The following is a 17,721-nucleotide window of genomic DNA, read 5'->3' as shown; positions in this document are numbered from 1 at the left end:
ATTACATATGCTGTACCATCACCCGCACGGGGAGGGTCAGCTTGATGATGAAACCGGAAGATTATATGCAGCAGGCTTACCGCTGTATATTGCAAAATGATTTTGAGCAGGCCATTCGCTGGTTTGAGACGGCCATTGAGGCTCACCCGGAACATGCCGAGTTATATTATCGCTGTTCTATTACACATGCTCGCAGCAAACATCTGCTGCCTGCACTTGAATATGCCCGCAAGGCAGTGGAGTTATCCGAAGGCGTAGAAGAATATGTGCTTCATCTGCAGACACTTGAGGCAAAGCAGCTGACAGTGACGGCCAAGATGCTGCTGGAGAAGGCGGGGAAAGAAACAAGCACGCCTTATGTCGAAGCCGCTATGCTTCTCAAAGAAGCGGTCAGACTGGACCCGCTGTCGGTGGAAGCTCATGTTATGCTGGCGCTGGCTTGCAGCGATCTGAATGAGTACGAGAGTGCCCTGCAGGCCCTTCAGGATGCCATCCTGCTTGATCCGCAGAATGGGCAGCTGCATCAAATGTTACAGGATACGAAGCAGCGTATGAAATCCATGCAGTAAGATGTCATCACAGTCCGAAATGAATTGGCTGGGGTGACAACTGGGTTGAGACGAATACATGAACGAACATAGTGAAGGAGATGCAGCCAAGATGAGTGAAGTGATTAGAGTTGCCGTGATCGGAGCGGCTGGCCGAATGGGCCGTGAAGTGGTGAAGCTGGTACTACAGGACCCGGATCTGGAGCTTGCAGCCGCTGTCAACCGCTCCGGAGCAGGCACGGATGCCGGGACACTTGTAGGATTGCCAGAATGCGGTGTGCTGGTAACGGATGATATCGAAATGGCTTTTGCCGAAACCAAACCGCAGGTCATGGTTGATTTTACAGTGCCTCAATTTGCCTTTGCTCATACCGAGATTGCCATTCGTCATGGCGTAAGACCCGTCATGGGTGTTACCGGCTTCACGCCGGAGCAGATCGAACAACTGGACAAGCAGTGCCAGGACAAAGGCATTGGTGGACTGATTGCGCCTAACTTCTCCATTGGAGCGATCCTGATGATGCGTTTTGCAGCACAGGCCGCCAAGCACATGCCTAACGTGGAGATCATTGAGTATCACGGAGATCAGAAGCTGGATTCACCTTCAGGAACAGCAATCAAAACAGCAGAGCTGATTGCGGCCAATCGTGAAGAGATCCGTCAAGGCAATCCGAACGAGGAAGAAACGATTGAAGGAGCACGTGGTGGATATTACAACGGGTTCCGCATTCATAGTGTGCGTCTGCCGGGTGTGTTCGCGCAGCAGGAAGTGGTATTCGGTGATTACGGACAGTCGCTGAAAATACGACATGATTCCTATGAACGTGCAGGTTATATGCCGGGAGTCAAGATCGGTGTACAAAAGGTCATGGAATATACGGGGCTCGTATACGGCTTTGACAATTTTATCGATTAGAAGGAAATTTTAAAGATCGTCATGTAAAGGAGATTAAGATTGTCATGTTGAAAATCGCATTTATCGCCCATGATCGCAAAAAAGAAGAAATGGTAAACTTCGTCACCGCCTATGAGCCTGTGTTTACGGATCATCAATTATATTCCACGGGCACGACCGGTCTTCGTATTATGGAGGGAACGTCCCTGCAGATTCATCGTTTTGAATCAGGACCGCTGGGAGGCGACCAGCAGATCGGTGCTTTGGTAGCGCAAAACGAGATGGACCTGATTATCTTCCTGCGTGACCCGCTGATGGCTCAGCCGCACGAGCCGGATATCAATGCTCTGCTCCGCCTGTGTGATGTACAGGGGATACCGCTGGCAACGAATATAGCAACCGCCGAGATTCTTGTTAAAGCACTGGATCGCGGTGATTTTGCTTGGAGAGAGCTGGTACATAAGTACAAGCCTGAGGCTGGAATCCAAACAGGTGATGCTGAATGAGCCTGGATATTCTCATCTTCGGAGCACATGCAGATGATGCCGAGATCGGAATGGCCGGAACGATCGCGAAACATACAGCTGCCGGATTAAAGGTAGGCGTATGTGATCTGACGCGTGCGGAGATGTCCTCCAATGGCACAGTCGAGCGCAGAACCGAGGAAGCGGAGCAAGCCTCCCGCGTCCTCGGTCTTTCGTGTCGGACCAATCTCGGCTTGCCAGACCGCGGACTTTATATTACACCTGAACAGGTACAAGCGGTTACTGCGGAGATACGCAGACATGCACCGCGCATCGTTTTTGCTCCTTATTGGGAGGATCGGCATCCCGATCATATCATGTGCAGTAAACTTGTTCAGGAAGCGGTATTTAACGCAAAGCTGCGAAATTACATGCCGGATATGCCTGCTGTGCAGGTAAAGGCAACATATTTTTATTTTATTAACGATATCGGTCCAACGGATTTGATTGTGGATATTACGGAACACTATGAACAGAAGGAAGCATCGCTTCGCTGTTATCGCTCCCAGTTTGAGCAGGGTGAAGGCATCGTATCTACGCCGCTGAATCAAGGTTATATCGAACGGGTGAGAGCTCGTGATTCCTTGCTTGGACAGCGCAGCCTGATTTCATTTGCGGAAGGTTTTGCAACGAAAACACCGTATGTTGTGACACAGTTTGGCGTTTGAAGCCAGAGGTAATTTGTATATAAAGATATAAGTCCATTTTTTCACACAATATAATTAACAATTAACGGATTAGGATATCTAATTTTTCCGTTGTTTGATATCAACCTGCACGAAGCGGGAGATCAAAGGAGCGTCCAACCGGATGGATCAAAAGCTAAAAATCGGAATTACCTGTTATCCGTCTCTCGGAGGTTCTGGGGTTGTCGCAACGGAACTCGGCAAGTTATTGGCTGAGCAGGGACATCAGGTTCATTTTATTGCAAATAGTATTCCTTTCAGACTAGGAAAATTCCAGAAGAACATTTTTTATCATGAAGTTGAAGTGAATGATTATTATGTTTTTCGTTATCCGCCGTATGATCTTTCTTTGGCGACCAAGATGGCACAGGTGGCAAAAGCGCAGCAGCTTGACCTGCTGCATGTCCATTATGCGGTGCCGCATGCGGTATGTGCTTTTCTCGCGAAACAAATGGTCGGGGACAACCTGAAAGTCGTGACTACACTTCATGGTACGGATATCACTGTGCTTGCTCAGGATGAATCTCTGAAAGACCTGATTCGTCTTGCGATCAATGAGAGTGACGCGGTAACCGCCGTATCCCAGGATTTGATTCGTGAAACGGTCGAGCTTCTGGACATCGAGCGGCCGATTGATCTGACTTATAATTTTATTGACAAGCGTGTGTATTATCCGAGAGATGCGGCGAGTCTGCGTCGTGACTTTGCAGCGCCTGATGAAAAAATATTGATGCACATCTCCAACTTCCGTCCAGTCAAACGAACGCAGGATGTGGTCGAGGTCTTTCGTCAAGTACAGGAGCAGGTTCCAGCCAAGCTGCTATTTGTAGGTGAGGGGCCGGATTTGCCTAAAATTCAATGTAAGATTAAAGAGCTCGGCTTGAGTGACAAGGTTCACTTCCTTGGCAGACAAGATGATATCGCTCAGGTGATATCCATGGCTGACATTTTGATGCTCCCGTCTGAAAAGGAAAGCTTTGGCCTTGTGGCACTCGAAGCTATGGCATGTGGTGTACCCACGATTGGTTCTGAGGCTGGTGGTATTCCAGAGCTTGTACTGCACGGAAAAACAGGATTTCTCTCACCGATCGGAGATACGAAGTCTATGGCAGAGAATGCGATACGTTTGTTGACGAACGAACGTCTGGCTGCCGATATGAGGGAAGCATGTCTCCAGCGGGCGCATCATGATTTCTGTAATGACTCTATTCGTCACAATTATGAACAAATATACTATCGTGTGCTTGGGAGAGAAATTCCCAGTTTGAATCCTGTATGCGGGTAAGCCTCGGAGGCCACAGCAGGTAAGAGAAGAGGTGATATATGGTGGTTCAATGGACACAAGCAGATTACGAAATGGCTAAACAAAGTGAGAATGTGCTCATTCGCTTAAATGAAGAGGGTTTCAAGGCTTATTGGGTTGGCGGCTGTGTTCGTGATGAATTAATGGGCCGTTCTGTTGATGATATGGACATTACAACCTCTGCTTCTCCTGAGCAAGTGATGAACATATTTGAAGACTGCATCCCTACAGGGCTGCAGCATGGAACGGTGACGGTTCGCTCAGGAGACCATTATTTCGAAGTAACCACGTTTCGCACGGAATCCGAATATCAGGATAATCGCAGACCTGCGGCAGTACAATTTGTTCAGGATATCAAGGAAGACTTGCAGCGGCGGGATTTCACAATGAATGCTCTGGCTATGGGCGTGGATGGGGTTATCGTTGACCCCTTCGGCGGGCAAACGGATATCAAGCAGAAGCTGGTTCGCTGTGTAGGGCTGGCCGTAGAACGCTTTGGCGAGGATGCACTGCGTATGCTGCGCTGCGTCCGCTTCGCTTCGGTATTTGATTTCAGCATTGCGTATAATACTTGGAAAGGCTTGTTACACCAGCGTGATTTGCTTCAGCATATCGCGATGGAGCGGGTTCGAACAGAGATGGTTAAGATGATGGCTGGTCCTCATCCGTTGAAAGGGCTGGCATTGTTAGATCGCAGTCGGGCGCTGGAGCATGTCAAGGCTCCGGTGAATGCGACCAGATTTAATCAGCGTATGCTGACTGGCCTGGAGCAATTGTCGGGAGATCATATACTGCTCCGCTGGTCGTGTCTGCTGCTTGCAGGTGCTTATGACCGCGAAGAGGCAGACAAGCTATTGCGGCAATGGACGTTCTCTAATGAACAACGATCCCGTATTACCGGGGTTCTTCAGGTAGAGCAGCAGGTCACTGATTTTGTTGAGCAAAGCGGTGACATCGACACGCTTCGGGCACACTGGATTGTCACCGTACTTCATTGCGGTGCTCAAGCGGTCAGTGACTGGCTCCAGCTTCAGCAGGTTCTCCCGAAACAGTGGCGAGAAGTCTCGGAGCAGGCATATCTCGGGCTGGATCAAGTTCAGGCACAAGCTGCTGTCTGGAGTCAATCCATGCCTGTACATGAGCTGAAGGAATTACAAATTACCGGAGAACAGGTATTGAAGCTGGTGGATCGCAAGGGTGGACCTTGGCTGGGACAGCTGATGAAACATTTGCTGAAAGAGACGGCAATCGGAAACATAGAGAATCAGCATGAAGCGTTAAGTGCTGAAGTGAAGCGGGTGGCTGTGAATGAGCAAGCATGAAGATTTATTACATATGCTGCTTCATGCTGATGGTGAGTTTGTATCGGGTGAGGACATTAGCAGGCATCTGGCGATCAGCCGAACGGCTGTATGGAAACATGTGAATAAACTGCGTGACATGGGCTATGAATTCGAGGCTGTTTCCCGTAAAGGATATCGCCTGATCACCAAGCCGGAAAAAATTGATGCGGCAGCGCTGCAGCTGGCGCTGAAAACAACCGTATTTGGTCGTAAGGCCGTGATGCTCCCCTCTACGCTATCGACCCAGGGGGATGTGCAGAAGCTGGCTGAGGAAGGCGTAGATGAAGGTGCTGTTGTTTTTGCAGAAGAGCAGACTGGAGGTAGAGGTCGATTTGGCAGAAAATGGTTTTCTCCTTCTGGCAAAGGCATATGGATGAGTGTGCTGCTGCGTCCGGAGCTGGCTATACAGCATACTCCGCAGCTAACGCTTCTGACGGGTGTTGCCGTATGCCGAGCTATTCGCGCTTGTACCGGTGCTCAGGCAGGCATTAAATGGCCAAATGATCTGTTAATTGATGGCCGTAAGATGTGTGGTATTTTGCTGGAATCGACGGTCGAGGATCACGAGGTTCGGTACTGTGTGGCAGGCATTGGTGTGGATGTGAACTTTGATAAACATGATTACCCGGAAGACCTGCAGCATATTGCTACCTCGCTCAAGATCGAAACCGGACACCCGGTTGACCGAACCGCGCTTGCCGCCGCCATTCTTACAGAGCTGGAGCATCTCTATTTTTTATATCAAAAAGAGGGATTTAGTGTTATCGCATCGCTGTGGGAGGCATTGTCGGTATCCTTGCACCGCAAAGTGACCATCACGAATCCACATGGAGTGATTGAAGGCACGACAGTAGGGCTTGATCCTTCGGGGGCGCTGGTGGTCGAGAAGCAGGATGGGCAACGCGAGCTCATCGTTTCAGGGGAAGTAAGCTGGAAAAGCTGACATTTTGTCGAACTTTCACAGGTGATGTGAACATTAGACGTGAAGTTTGAGCAGAACTCTGCTATACTGTGTTCGTGAGGCGGTATCGGGTTGTTACAGACCGAGCTGCACTCCGTAGGGCAGTATATCTTTGTTCTGCTTGCTCTGTTTATAGAAGCAGACGGCAATGTAATTAAAATAACATAGCGACAAAAGTATTGTTGGATTCTGCTCTGAGCCGAAGAGGACCGAGACAGAAGGGACGATCGCAAGTGACTCTTTTTTGACTTTTCGGGACTTTTTAGTGGAAAACTAAAAGGTTTTTTTTGTTGCGTTTCAATTGAAAAGGGAAAGAGAAAGGGGCACAAGAACATGGCTAAGAAGCAACCACTGAATATTGTGAAAATGAAAAAATACAAGCAGGACGGAATACCGCTAAGCATGATTACGGCTTACGATTATCCGACAGCTCTGCTTGCCGAGGAAGCCGGCATTGATATCATTCTGGTGGGAGACTCGCTGGGTAACGTGGTGCTTGGTTACAATTCCACGCTGCCCGTGACGATTGATGATATGGTGTACCATACCCGTTCGGTTGTACGTGGTGCAGAGAATACGTTTATCGTGGCAGATATGCCTTTCATGACGTATCACGGCAGCATTGACGAAACGCTGAAAGGTGTGCGCCGCCTGATGCAGGAGGGTCATGCGCATGCGGTCAAAATGGAAGGCGGCGTGGAAATTGCAGATACGGTCAAAGCCGTAGTGCAGGCAGGAGTACCTGTGCTTGGACATATTGGTTTGACGCCTCAATCGGTGAATCAGATCGGTGGTTACCGTATTCAGGGCAAGGATGCTGCAGATGCCAAGCGTCTGATGGATGAAGCGAAGGCGCTTGAGGCCGCGGGTGCTTTTGGCATCGTGCTTGAGCTGGTGACGGAAGAGGTTGCTGCGGCCATTTCGAAAGAGTTATCCATTCCGACCATTGGCATCGGTGCAGGCCGCGGGTGCGATGGGCAGGTGCTCGTTTTCCATGACGTTGTCCAGTATGCTTCGCCTTACACACCGAAACGTTTTGTCAAAACCTATGGCGACGTTGGTTCGCTGATTCGCAGCAGCATTGCAGCTTATGTAAAAGAAGTGAAGGATCGTTCATTCCCAGCAGAAGAGCATGTATTTAACGCGGCGGATGGAGTGCTGGATGAATTGTATGGACAACGCAAAGAAAAGGTGGAAATTCGCTGATGAAGGTTATACGCACAATCACAGCATTAAGACAGGAAATTCAGATGCTACGCACAAATCAGGCGGGTAGTGCTAAAGAGGCGGTTGTTGGACTGGTACCTACGATGGGATATCTTCACCAGGGTCATGCCAGCCTGATGAAGGCTGCAAGAAAACAAACGGACATCGTGGTGTTGAGTATTTTTGTTAATCCGATTCAGTTTGGTCCGAATGAAGACTTCGACAGTTATCCGCGGGATGAGGCAAGGGACGTTGAGACAGCACGCAATGAAGGAGTCGATATCGTATTTATTCCCTCCGTGGAGGAGATGTATCCACAGCCGACGCAAACGACAGTTTCGGTCTCCCGAATCACGGAGCGTTTATGCGGAGCCTCTCGTCCGGGGCATTTTGACGGTGTCACGACGGTTGTATCCAAGCTGTTTAACATCGTACAGCCGCAAAAGGCGTTCTTTGGTATGAAGGATGCGCAGCAGGTGGCGGTCATTGAACAGATGGTGAATGATCTTAATATGCCTGTTGAGATTGTACCTTGTCCGATTGTTCGTGAAGAGGATGGACTTGCGCTGAGCTCACGCAATGTTTATTTGAGCTCAGAGCTGCGTAAGGAGGCCTTAGTGCTGTCTCAGGCACTGCGTGCGGTGCAGGAGGCTGTTGAGGCAGGAAAGGCGGTTACAGCGGCTGACGTTCGTCGTCTGCTGCGTGAGCACATTGGCAGATCTGCTGAAGCCGTTATTGATTATGCCGAGATTCAGGCTTTTCCGAGTCTTGAGCCGCTGCATGACCAGGATGAGCTGCGCACCTTCGACGATCTGTTAGTTGCACTGGCCGTTAAATTTGGAAAAACAAGATTGATTGATAATATACGTATTCAACATCTGGAGGTGCTGTCCCATGTTTAGAACTTTGATGAAATCCAAAATCCACCGTGCGACGGTGACGGAAGCAAACTTGAACTATGTGGGTAGCATTACCATTGATGAAGATTTGATGGAGACATCGGACCTGATGGAAAATGAAAAGGTGCAAATTGTGAATAACAATAATGGTGCGCGGCTTGAAACCTATGTTATTCCAGGACCACGCGGCAGTGGAGTAATCTGCCTGAACGGCGCGGCAGCCCGTCTCGTACAGCCTGGAGATACGGTAATTATCATTTCCTATGCGATGATGTCTCAGGAAGAAGCAAATACACATCAACCAACCGTGGTATTCGTGGACGGTCAGAACAAACCGGTGCAGACAATGAAAAAGGAAGTGCACGCCACGATTTTGTAATCGGCTGGGAAGGGGAATGAAATCGGCTCATCCAGCAAAAAATGAGTACAGGTCACTGCACTAATCCATTTTTTCAAGGGTGGGGATGCAAGCGATGTTCCAGCATGTTTTCGCCGAGATGAACGACATGTTAGATGAAATTATCAAGAGCTATCCTTCCGCTAAAGGTCTGGACAAACAGGAATTGCAGCAGAAATGGAATTTGTTAAAGCGCATGAGTGATGGAGTGCTGGATGAATGGCTGATGTTTGAAGAGAAGATGAGCCAGCTCAGGGAGCAGGAGCTCGAAAAGCCTGCTTCTCTCGAGCCGGAGCAGGAGGCCGTTACCGCGCTTCCCGAGCTTTATCTGGAATGCTTCAGTCGTGGTCAGGGGTACTTCAAGCTGCAAATGTATCCGCAAGCCATTGATCAATTCTCGAGGGTTGTTCACGACTGTCCGGAGAGTGCGCTGGCCCGCTTCTATCTGGCACTTGCTCACCTGAATCTGGAGCAGTTATACGATTCAGAAGTCCATTTACAGCATATTATGCTGTTAAACGGTTCTGCGCGGCTCAAAGGACTTGTATGTAATGTTCTGGGCTGTATTCAAGCCAAGCTTTCGAATCCGGAAGCTGCCTGCTCCTTGTTTGCCCAGGCCCTTCAGCATGACCCGACATTGACCGAGCCTCTGTATAATATGGAAGCCTGCAGACTGAGCAGAGGCAAACTGCAATACGCAAATCAGCTGACTGCCCTGAATTAGGGCGTGTCTTGAAATCTGCTTTCTTCAGCGTTTTCAGACATGCCATAAACGGACATTTGGCGGCAAAAGAACGGTGTTTCCTCCTATGGCATAGCGGCGGGAACACCGCTTTTTTGTCAGTTAATTTTCAAATGTCCTTTTTTTTGCTATGCTGTAACATAGACTGGAATGGAAGGGACCGTATATTGCAATGAAATTTGCCGTTTTGGATTTCGAAACAACCGGCACGCAGTCCGACGGTGAAATTATACAGGCCGGACTTGCCATCATAGATCATGACTACAGCATAACTCAAATATATAGCTCTTATGTAAATCCGGGTGTACCCATTCCTCCTTTTATTACGGGGCTGACCGGAATTACAGAAGACGATGTCGCGGATGCTCCTTCACTCGAAGAGATGATGATGGAGATGGTGCCGCTTCTTGACGATGTGGTGCTTGTGGGCCATAACGTTGCCTTTGATTTTCATTTTTTGCAGAATGCACTGGATCGGTGCGGTTACTTGCCATTTACAGGCCGTATTCTGGATACGATTGACTTTTTGAAAATTACATTTCCTTCTCTGGGATCGTATCAGCTCGGTTATGTGTCAGCCGAGTTCGGTTTTCAGCATGACCGTCCACATCAGGCGGACAGCGATGCACTTGCAACAGCTTATGTGCTGCTCAAGTGTCTGGATGAGCTTAAAGAGCTGCCTTTAATAACAATTCAGCGTCTTAGTGATCTGTTTGCGCCAGAGGATAGTGATCTGGGCTGGTTTTTGGACGGGCTGCGCAGCGAGAAGGAAGCCGAGCCAATACAAGACCTTGACGGGCATACCTATTATCGTCAGCTGGCGCTTAACGTCAGCGATTGGACGGAGATTGGAGCGCCTCGCGATGAGCGCGAAGCGAATCCGTTGGACGGAGTAAGCTTTGATCAGTTTATGGATCAGGTTAGAGCTAATCTCAAAGATACGCTTGAGCATTATGAAGAGCGTGAAGCACAGACACAGATGTTTAGCAGTGTACGACAGGCGCTGGATGAAGAGAAACATCTTCTTCTGGAAGCTGGAACCGGTACAGGCAAGTCACTGGGGTATTTGCTGCCTGCTATTTATGAAAGTGTTAAACAGGAGCAGAAGGTGATGGTAAGCACCCACACCATTAACTTGCAGGAGCAGCTGCGTGAGCGGGATATTCCCATGCTGACACAGGTCGTGCCATTCCCGTTCAAGGCCGCTGTCTTCAAAGGCAGAGGACATTACCTGTGCCTGCGCAAGTTTGAGCACAAAATTAACAAACGTGAATTTGCTACGCCAAAAGAGGACTATTTCACAGCCGCTCAAATGATTGTATGGCTCACAAAAACGGAAACGGGGGATGACGAGGAGCTGAACCTCAGCGCACGTGGCGGCGACTTCTGGGAGACTGTTCAGAGCGAATCTGAATCATGTCTTGGCAGGTCCTGCCCGTGGTTCCGCAAATGTTTCTATCATCGTGCCAAGCATGAAGCGGGGCTTTCGGACATTGTGATTACCAATCATTCGAAGCTGTTCACGGATGTGAAGGCAGCTCACCAGCTTTTGCCGGCATATGAAAGTCTGGTTATTGATGAGGCCCATCACCTGGAGGACGTTGCGGGTAAACATCTGGGTCTTCATATGAAATATTTTACCCTTGTACACACACTCACACGTTTGTTCAAGGACAGCCGTAACGGACAGCTGCCGATGCTGCGCTCACAGCTGTCAGGACACGAGAACGGCGTGCAGTGGGGTTCCATGGTGGATGAGATGTTTCCTCTTGCTGTGGAAGTGAAGGAGCTGTGGGACCGTCTGAGCGACGCCCTGTTCAGCCTGCTTCCTGAACGCAGCGATGCGTCACCAGGCGAGACAGGACAGTTCTCCCTGCGACTGAAGGCATCACAGAAACCTGCGAAGTGGCAGGAGCTGCAGGATCTGGAGAACCAGATCTATGTCACTCTGGGTGACATGGTTCGCAAGGCCGACAAGCTGCTGCTTGAAGTGAAAGAGGATCAGGATGATTATCAGTCTGACAGCCTGATCACAGATATTACCGGACTATTGAAGGATTTGACGACAATGAAGGAGAATCTGCGATTCTTCATGCGTATGGACGATGCCAAGACAGTGTACTGGATGGAGGCCAGCGGTCAGTTCCGCAGCAAGTCCCTTCAGTTATACGCTGTTCCGGTGGATGTTAGTGCACAGCTGAAAGAGATGTTTTTTGACAAAAAGAAAAGCGTTGTGCTTACATCGGCGACGTTGTCTGTCGACAAGTCCTTCCAGTTTATGATCGAGCAGCTGGGCTTGCAGGAGGCTGCGGACAATAATCGGCTGCTGACATCCATGCTTCCTTCTCCGTTTAATTATCGTGAGCAGGCTTTGCTGGTGATCCCGCGTGATTTCCCGAGTCTGAAGGGCAGTGTCGGAGATGCACACTTTGTACAGATGCTGGTGCAATCGCTGGCTGAAGCCGCGATCGCAACTCGTGGCCGGATGATGGTGCTGTTTACCTCTTACAAAATGCTTCGTCAGGTATATGATCCGCTCAAGGAGGCCTTGGCGGGAAATGATATTTCTCTGCTGGGCCAAGGGGTGGACAGTGGCAATCGCTCCAAGCTGACCCGAAGATTTCAAGATGCCAAAGCGGCGGTACTGCTGGGCACGAGCAGCTTCTGGGAAGGGGTGGATATTCCAGGCGAAGCTCTCACCTGTCTGGCGATTGTTCGACTGCCGTTTCAGCCGCCGAACCATCCGCTTCTCGAGGCGAAGAGTGAACTGCTGGTGGAGCAGAAAAAAAATCCGTTCATGAAGCTGTCTGTTCCGCAGGCGGTCATCCGATTCAAGCAGGGATTTGGGCGACTGGTTCGTACCGGCAAGGATCGGGGTATTGTCATCGTGTATGATACCCGTGTGATCGAGGCCTACTACGGCAAGTATTTCCTGTACTCACTGCCTGGACCGAAGATGGAACATATGCTGACAGAACAGATGGTACCGCGTATTTCCGAGTGGCTGGATCGACCTGTCGAGTAGCAAAAATATTCATTTTTTGTAAGCTATGGCATTGCATTGTGCTTTGACATGGCGTTACACTCGAAAGAGACTTCACAGGCAGAACATCATGAACTTATAAATTTAACTTGCAGGGCATTCTGTATATATATAAATAATGCAGCTATGCATAGGTAGATATACAGAATGTCCATCTTTTCAATATGTATTTTTATATCGCAGCATTATTTATTATTTTATCGTGGCAATGGTAAGGGGGAGCAAGAAATGAAATCGGATAAAATTTCAGAAGCAGTAGTAAGACGTCTGCCTGTGTATTTGCGTTATTTGAATGAACTCGTGCAGCGTGAGGTGACAACGGTTTCCTCGCAGGAGCTTGGACAGCGCCTTGACTTGAATCCGGCCCAGATTCGCAAAGATCTGGCTTATTTTGGTGACTTTGGCCGTAAAGGCATTGGATATGATGTTTCTTACTTGATTGAGAAGATTCGTCATATTCTGAAAATAGACCAACAGATCAATGTGGCTCTGGTTGGAGCCGGTAATCTTGGACATGCGTTGTCGAATTATAATGCGTACCTCAAGGACAATATGAAGATTGTAGCTATCTTTGACGCATACGGACCGAAAATCGGCAGCAAAATCAACAGTCTGACGGTCAAACCGATGGAAGAGCTGACCGCAGCGGTACAAAAAGATAACATCCGCATCGGCATCATCACGGTTCCTGATACAGAAGCTCAGAACGTCGCTGACCAGCTGATTGAGTCGGGGATTGAAGCCATTCTCAACTTTGCACCAACCATTCTGAAAACACCTCCGCATGTGCGTATCCATCATGCTGATTTTACAACAGATTTGCTGAGTCTGGCTTATTACTTGGAGAACGGAAAGGACGAGGAGCAAGATGACAACAACGAATAAATGGGTGATTCACAACGGGAAATTTGCTGTAAACGAAGGTTCCAACTGGACAGTTGTGCAAGGATATATGGTTGTTGAGGATGACAAAATTGTGCATATTGGTGAGACGCTGCCGGAAGGAAACGAGCATCTGACTAAAGTGGATGGAAAAGGGCTTCTCTTCCTGCCGGGTCTGATCAATACGCATGGTCATGCAGCGATGTCGTTGCTTCGCGGTCATGGCGATGATCTGGCATTGCAGGTGTGGCTGCAGGAAAAAATGTGGCCAATGGAAGCCAAAATGACTTCCGAGGACGTGTATTGGGGAGCATCCCTTTCTGTGCTTGAGATGTTGAAAGGCGGCACAACAGCATTTCTGGATATGTACGATCATATGGATCAGGTCGCAAAAGTGGTGGAACAGTCCGGGGCAAGAGCCGCTCTTGCGCGTGGTGTAATCGGACTTTGTTCGGAAGAAGAGCAGATGCGCAAGCTTGAAGAGTCCGCAGCATTTGCACGTGAATGGGATGGACAGGCGGATGGACGAATAACAACTGTAATTTCTCCGCACGCACCTTATACTTGTCCTCCAGACTACATAGAGAAGCTGGTACAGGTTGCACATGATCTGGACCTGCCGCTGCATACACACATGTCAGAAACCTTACGTGAAGTTGAGCAAAATGTAACAGATTATGGTCTGCGTCCAGTGGCACATCTGGAGAAGCACGGCTTTTTCTCCCGTCCTTCTCTGGTAGCTCATGCGGTGCATCTCAACGATGAAGAGATCGAAATTTTGGCGCGTCATGATGTTGCCGTATCTCACAATCCGGGGAGTAATCTGAAGCTGGCCTCCGGGGTAGCGCGTGTTCCAGCGCTGTTAAAAGCCGGAGTGACGGTATCACTTGGGACAGATGGCCCTGCGAGTAATAACAATCTGGATATGTTTGAGGAAATGCGACTTGCAGCCCTTATCCATAAAGGTGTATCCGGCGATCCTACAGCTGTACCTGCTGGCGAGGCGTTGCTGCTTGGAACAGGTTACGGTGCGAAGTCTATCTTCCTGAACGATACAGGAGCGCTGCAAGTGGGAATGAAGGCTGATTTTATTGCATTAGATATTGAACAGGCTCATTTCTATCCGCATACCGATTTGATTTCACATACGATATATTCTGCTTCCGCGAAGGACGTGCAGCACGTCTGGGTTGACGGAAAGCAGGTCGTAAAGCATGGTGAATGTTTGACACTTGATGAAGAGCGTATTTTGCGAGAAGCTCAGCAGGCATTTGACCAGCTGCTTGCTCGTTAAGGAATAGACAGGCTGCCGTGTGCAGTTTTCCAAGGAAAGGAAGTTCAACTCTTGAAGAAAAAAAAGAAGTGGATCTGGATATCGCTGCTCATCCTCGTTCTGGTTTTGTTTGGACTTCAGCAATATTATGTCTACGTTACACAGGATCAGCGCCAGGAGGAAGCACTGGTGATCCAGGTGGCGAAGGACCAGCTCGGCATTACATCACCGGATGAGCTGCGCAAATACGTTTGGGGCGAAAAAGAAGGCGATGACAATATCTATTGGACGATGACGGCCAAAAATAAAGACAATCAGGATATCCTGGTATGGGTGAAGTTTGATGCGAATAATCAGCCTGTGCAAGGAACGGGCGGAATTCACAGTGAGCTGTTGCAGAACGGGATGTCTGAGACACAAATTCGCAGTCGCTTCGAATCTGACGTGCCTGGCGGTGAGATTAAACGGATCATGCCCGGAGTTGTGAATAATATTTACGTTTGGCAGGTATATTACAAGGCGGATACACACAATTATTATCGGTTTTACCGATTTAGCAACGGGGAGCAGGTAGATCTGGTCTATACAGTTCCTAACAGCTAGCCAAGAAACCGGCAGTCGATACATCGACTGAACCGGTTTTTTGGCATGTTCACAATAGTAAATGCTGTCAAAACAGCTTGTGTTAAGTTTAAGAGAGTTAATCGATGATTATTCATGAAACTTTTAATATAGTTAAATTTAATATTTTATTCATATTTTCACCTTCGATATTGTATATACGATGTGATATACTCAAATATGTACTGAAGTTAACAAATAACGCAAACAAATCTGCAACAGTTATTGCAGATATCATGTACAGCTAACTATATAAGCCTGTAGATCATGTATAGGCTCATTTTTGGGAGGGGAAATTCAATTGAAGCTGAAAGTAATGCCTATTATTATTACTGCCGTTGTTTCTGCCGTCCTGTTGTTCGGAGGTTGGTTCATATATCGACAAGTCGCTGTACAAAGTCCGATTGAAAAGATGGTTACACAGTATGATGGTGTCAACAGCGCTCAGATAACTATTAACCGCAATGATGTGCAAATGAAACTTGATTTGAAGCCTAATGTGGATTTAGGCAGACTCGTGCAATACATTCATCGAGAAGGACAGAACCTGATCGGTTCACGTTCACTTAAACTGGACGTCGTGGATCATTCGAATGAAGCTTTGGAGAACTGGTGGGGCGATGCGATGTTTACAGTAGCTCAAGCGATGGAAAACAAACAATATGCAGAGATTACCCCTACGCTATCGAAGATGGCGACGGGTGGGATCAAAGTGAACACAGCAATGGATGACAACAATGTTTATGTAAGTCTGAGAGACGGAGATGCCAGCAAGTTTATTATCCTGCCGCGTATACCCGGTCAGATAGGAGTGTGGCCTAATGCCTAAATGGACGAAAGAAGCAGCCATTGGATTTGTCCCTGTTTTGATCATTTTTCTTGCATTTATCGGAGTGAATATTGTACCCATTCTTATTGCTGCGCTGCTGGTAGGTGGCTTGTTATTTATGATGCAGATGCGCGGAGGAATTACTGTGGGTGCAGCCCAGGAGCGTAAACGGAAGAAAAAAGGTCCATCCAAGCTGACCTTTGAGGAAATTGGAGGACAGGATAGCGCCAAGCAGGAGCTAAGAGAAGCGCTGGACTTTCTCATTCGTCATGATGAGATCCGGAAGTTTGGCATTCGTCCGCTTAAAGGTATTTTGCTGACAGGCCCTCCAGGAACGGGAAAAACGCTGATGGCCAAAGCGGCGGCGCATTATACCGATTCCGTTTTTGTAGCTGCTTCGGGTAGTGAATTTGTTGAGATGTATGTCGGTGTAGGTGCCAGTCGTATCCGGGATCTGTTTAAGGATGCCAGGGCCCGTGCGGCTAAGGAAAACAAGGAAAATGCAATTATTTTCATTGATGAAATTGATGTTATTGGCGGTAAACGTGAAGGCGGCCAGCAGCGTGAATATGATCAGACATTAAATCAGCTGCTTACAGAGATGGATGGTATATATACCTCCGATACACCGCGGATATTGCTGATTGCAGCGACCAACCGCAAGGAAATGCTTGATAGTGCGCTGACCCGCCCTGGACGCTTTGACCGTCACATTCAGGTCGATCTGCCGGACAAAAAAGGCAGAAAGCATATTCTGGAGCTGCATGCCGTGAACAAACCTTTAACACAGGACGTAAATCTGGAGAAGATTGCAGAAGAGTCCTATGGTTTTTCGGGTGCACAGCTGGAGAGTGTAATGAACGAGGCAGCAATATACGCGATGCGTGAGGGCATGGCTACGATTGAGCAGCATCATCTGTCGCTTGCGATTGATAAAGTGATGATGGGTGAGAAAACCGATCGTGAATCGAGCGTCGAAGAGAAAAAGAGGGTTGCGATTCATGAACTCGGCCATGCCATAATGGCAGAGCTTGTGCGCCCGGGAAGTGTTAGCCAGGTCGCTCTGAGTCCGCGTGGACAGGCTCTTGGCTATGTGCGTCACAATCCCCAGCAGGAACAGTTTCTGTATACGAAGCGTTTTCTGGAGGAGCAGATTATGATTGCTCTTGCCGGTGCAGCTGCTGAAGAGATGTATTACGGCGGGCGTTCCACAGGTTCACGTAACGACTTTGAGCAGGCGACCAATGTTGTTCAGACGATGATGGCTTCCGGCTTGACCTCGCTCGGCATCGTAAATATGGATATGGTCACAACGGAAGAGCTCATGCGTGAAAATAAAGTGATCTTGCAGGAGCTGATGGAGCAGACCAAACGCCGGCTTGAAGAACAGCGGACAATTTTCGACAATTCGCTTGATATTCTGATGCGTGAGGAAGTTTTATCAGGAGAACAATTTCGTTGTCAATTTCGTGACAGCGCCCGTTTACCAGCATAATTTCTTTATGCTGGTTATTTTTTTTTACATTTCACTCGTGCTAAGATATTATTAGATGTTGGGTCGAAATTTGT

17 protein-coding genes are annotated in these 17,721 nt (G+C 48.5%); all 17 read left to right on the top strand.

The annotated features are described in order from the left end of the window. Positions 1–44: 44 nt before the first annotated feature. The 17 genes from IEW26_RS01195 to IEW26_RS01115 all read left to right on the top strand — a co-directional run bounded on the left by IEW26_RS01195 (position 45) and on the right by IEW26_RS01115 (position 17,647). Complete coding sequence (locus IEW26_RS01195; RefSeq protein ID WP_145401163.1) at positions 45–569, top strand: tetratricopeptide repeat protein; 525 nt, start codon at positions 45–47, stop codon at positions 567–569. Between the two features lie 91 nt (positions 570–660). Next, positions 661–1,464, top strand: coding sequence for a 4-hydroxy-tetrahydrodipicolinate reductase (gene dapB / locus IEW26_RS01190; RefSeq protein WP_188591634.1), 804 nt, complete (start codon positions 661–663; stop codon positions 1,462–1,464). Between the two features lie 44 nt (positions 1,465–1,508). Next, positions 1,509–1,949, top strand: coding sequence for a methylglyoxal synthase (gene mgsA / locus IEW26_RS01185; RefSeq protein ID WP_110894267.1), 441 nt, complete (start codon positions 1,509–1,511; stop codon positions 1,947–1,949). Then, positions 1,946–2,635: a bacillithiol biosynthesis deacetylase BshB1 gene (gene bshB1, locus IEW26_RS01180; RefSeq protein ID WP_188591051.1), complete on the top strand. Its 690-nt coding sequence runs from the start codon at positions 1,946–1,948 to the stop codon at positions 2,633–2,635. Before mgsA ends, bshB1 begins: the two co-directional genes overlap by 4 nt. A gap of 142 nt (positions 2,636–2,777) precedes the next feature. After that, on the top strand, positions 2,778–3,938 hold the full coding sequence (bshA, locus tag IEW26_RS01175) for an N-acetyl-alpha-D-glucosaminyl L-malate synthase BshA (RefSeq protein WP_111271384.1): 1,161 nt from the start codon (positions 2,778–2,780) through the stop codon (positions 3,936–3,938). A gap of 38 nt (positions 3,939–3,976) precedes the next feature. Then, entirely contained in the window at positions 3,977–5,278 is a 1,302-nt protein-coding gene (locus tag IEW26_RS01170) for a CCA tRNA nucleotidyltransferase (RefSeq protein ID WP_188591050.1), read from the top strand. Beyond that, positions 5,265–6,242, top strand: coding sequence for a biotin--[acetyl-CoA-carboxylase] ligase (locus IEW26_RS01165; RefSeq protein WP_188591049.1), 978 nt, complete (start codon positions 5,265–5,267; stop codon positions 6,240–6,242). Before IEW26_RS01170 ends, IEW26_RS01165 begins: the two co-directional genes overlap by 14 nt. Before the next feature lie 351 nt (positions 6,243–6,593). Next, a complete protein-coding gene (gene panB, locus IEW26_RS01160; RefSeq protein WP_188591048.1) occupies positions 6,594–7,466 on the top strand; it encodes a 3-methyl-2-oxobutanoate hydroxymethyltransferase in 873 nt (290 codons plus the stop codon). Beyond that, entirely contained in the window at positions 7,466–8,368 is a 903-nt protein-coding gene (panC, locus tag IEW26_RS01155; RefSeq protein WP_145401173.1) for a pantoate--beta-alanine ligase, read from the top strand. The genes panB and panC overlap by 1 nt, the downstream gene beginning before the upstream one ends. Then, positions 8,361–8,744 (top strand): aspartate 1-decarboxylase, encoded by a 384-nt coding sequence (gene panD, locus IEW26_RS01150; protein WP_184187323.1) that lies wholly within the window; start codon positions 8,361–8,363, stop codon positions 8,742–8,744. Before panC ends, panD begins: the two co-directional genes overlap by 8 nt. A gap of 94 nt (positions 8,745–8,838) precedes the next feature. Further along, a complete protein-coding gene (locus IEW26_RS01145; RefSeq protein ID WP_111271378.1) occupies positions 8,839–9,486 on the top strand; it encodes a tetratricopeptide repeat protein in 648 nt (215 codons plus the stop codon). A gap of 190 nt (positions 9,487–9,676) precedes the next feature. After that, positions 9,677–12,529, top strand: a complete 2,853-nt coding sequence (dinG, locus tag IEW26_RS01140; protein WP_188591047.1) for an ATP-dependent DNA helicase DinG — start codon at positions 9,677–9,679, stop codon at positions 12,527–12,529. 246 nt (positions 12,530–12,775) lie between these two features. Next, positions 12,776–13,432, top strand: a complete 657-nt coding sequence (locus tag IEW26_RS01135) for a redox-sensing transcriptional repressor Rex (RefSeq protein WP_145401181.1) — start codon at positions 12,776–12,778, stop codon at positions 13,430–13,432. After that, positions 13,416–14,723: an amidohydrolase gene (locus IEW26_RS01130; RefSeq protein ID WP_188591046.1), complete on the top strand. Its 1,308-nt coding sequence runs from the start codon at positions 13,416–13,418 to the stop codon at positions 14,721–14,723. The genes IEW26_RS01135 and IEW26_RS01130 overlap by 17 nt, the downstream gene beginning before the upstream one ends. A gap of 51 nt (positions 14,724–14,774) precedes the next feature. Next, positions 14,775–15,305 carry a DUF5590 domain-containing protein gene (locus tag IEW26_RS01125; RefSeq protein WP_188591045.1) on the top strand — a complete coding sequence of 177 codons (531 nt, stop codon included), beginning with the start codon at positions 14,775–14,777 and terminating at the stop codon, positions 15,303–15,305. A gap of 319 nt (positions 15,306–15,624) precedes the next feature. Next, entirely contained in the window at positions 15,625–16,152 is a 528-nt protein-coding gene (locus tag IEW26_RS01120) for a hypothetical protein (RefSeq protein ID WP_111271373.1), read from the top strand. Then, a complete protein-coding gene (locus tag IEW26_RS01115) occupies positions 16,145–17,647 on the top strand; it encodes an AAA family ATPase (RefSeq protein ID WP_188591044.1) in 1,503 nt (500 codons plus the stop codon). Before IEW26_RS01120 ends, IEW26_RS01115 begins: the two co-directional genes overlap by 8 nt. The last annotated feature ends 74 nt before the right edge of the window (positions 17,648–17,721 follow it).

This window comes from Paenibacillus silvae (genome assembly GCF_014639235.1).
Classification (GTDB): domain Bacteria; phylum Bacillota; class Bacilli; order Paenibacillales; family Paenibacillaceae; genus Paenibacillus; species Paenibacillus silvae.
Note: the sequence above shows the minus strand (reverse complement) of the source record. Positions and strands in the feature narration are given on the sequence as shown.